Here is a 1,621-nt window from a genome sequence, read left to right on the forward strand (position 1 = left end):
GTCCACGCCACCGGGGCCACCCGCCAGGCGGGCTCGCGCAGTCGCTCGCGACCGACCAGCAACTCGAAGGTGATCCACACCACACCGTAGAGCGCGGCCACGGTCGCCAGTAACCAGCCGATGGCCACCACCGTGAACGGCAGGAAGTGCAGTGGATAGAAGACGAGCGCGGCGAAGGGCGGATAGGTGAACGGCAGCGGGAAGTCGGGCGTCTTCTCGGCGTAGGTGAAGTCGTAGAGCCGGTCGGTGCCGAAGGACGCCGAACCGTCCACGTAGACGTGCAGGTCGACCAGGTTCATCCCGTTGTGGGACAACAACATCCACAACATCCGGGCCAGCACGGACAGTCCGAGCAGCACCACCGCCACTCGCCATCGGATAGCGGCCGGACGTTCGTCCGTCCGATCGCTGGTTCGGTTCAAGGCGCCGGCTTTCGGGGTGTGGAGGGGCGGTCGCGAAGGTATTTGCGATGTTCGGCGCACACGAGCCGAAGCGCTGACTAGATTAACCGGACGTCACCGGAGCACTCGTCCGGCCTGTCACCGCCGAGCAACCTCACCGGTAACATTTGCATCAACTTTCACTCCAGCACCACGGAGACAAACTACTCTCCGGTAATACCGAGCCTTCAAGATCGGCTCACCGGAGCGCGGCGGCTGTACAAGCCGGTACCCATGTACTTAGAGTGACCCGGAAAACAACGGGCCCCGTGCTCGTTGCACCCCAGATGTACCCGAGGTAAGGACGGCAAGACCAGTGCTTCGCACCCGAGGATCGCGGATCGCCATGACCGCACTCGCCCTGGCGGCGAGCGCTTCGCTCGCCATGCCGGCCGCAGTAGCCGCGCCGGACACCGCCCCTGCCGCGGCCACCCACAGCGTTCCGATGGTGCCCGAAGGCGTGCCGGTCGACGCGATCGCCGCGTTGGCCCCCGCCATCGCGGGCGCCATCGCGGGTCCGGCGGACATCGCCGACGGCCCGCAGGCTGCCATCCTGGCGCAGGCTCGCGCTCTGCTCGCCACGCTGAACCTGCCGCCGCAGATCAAGTCGACGCTCGAGCGGATCATCACCTTCCTCGACGGCAGCGGCGGCGGCGGCCCCGACCTGCCCGAGGACGGCCCGGTCATCGCGCAGTTCCTGTACCCGAGCATCGGTAAGGCCTGCATCAGCGACTCCGGCGATTCGATCGGCACCGCCCTGGCCGTCACCGGCCCGGCCGAGCTGCCGCCGCCCGGCCCGAAGGAGGGCCAGACCGGCTTCGTGTTCACCGCGCTGGGCACCAAGTCGCCCACCGAGGTGCAGGACCCGCCGCTCACCGTGCAGTGGCTGAACCTGGACACCCGCCAGTCCGGCGTCGCCCAGCTGACCGACGAGGCCAAGATCAACCCGGACGGCCCGGCCACCCTGTCGGCGATCGTCGACACCGGCCACGGCCGGATCGCGGCGGTCATCGGCGGCTCGCTGACCACGCAGGCCGAGGACGCCGATCCGCGCACCTGCTCGTTCCTGCCGACCATCGGGTTCTTCACCGCCTGATCGCGTTCCGCACGAAGCCCCGCCGCCCGGACCGGGGGCCGGGGGGGGTGGGGTTGGAGGGGGGCGGGCGCGGGGCGGGGGGGCG

The 1,621-nt window shown here is 69.3% G+C and carries 2 protein-coding genes; one reads left to right on the plus strand and one right to left on the minus strand.

Going from position 1 to position 1,621, the window contains the following annotated elements; all coding sequences use genetic code 11:
* A partial coding sequence (locus QH283_RS10750; protein ID WP_280502872.1) for a glycosyltransferase 87 family protein occupies positions 1-329 on the minus strand: 329 nt, incomplete at its 3' end.
* Positions 330-786: 457 nt separating this feature from the next.
* Between QH283_RS10750 and QH283_RS10755 the strand changes: the two genes are divergently transcribed.
* Positions 787-1,536, plus strand: a complete 750-nt coding sequence (locus QH283_RS10755; RefSeq protein WP_280502871.1) for an Rv1157c family protein — start codon at positions 787-789, stop codon at positions 1,534-1,536.
* The last annotated feature ends 85 nt before the right edge of the window (positions 1,537-1,621 follow it).

The organism is Nocardia farcinica, from assembly GCF_029867845.1.
Taxonomy (GTDB): Bacteria; Actinomycetota; Actinomycetes; order Mycobacteriales; family Mycobacteriaceae; genus Nocardia; species Nocardia farcinica_A.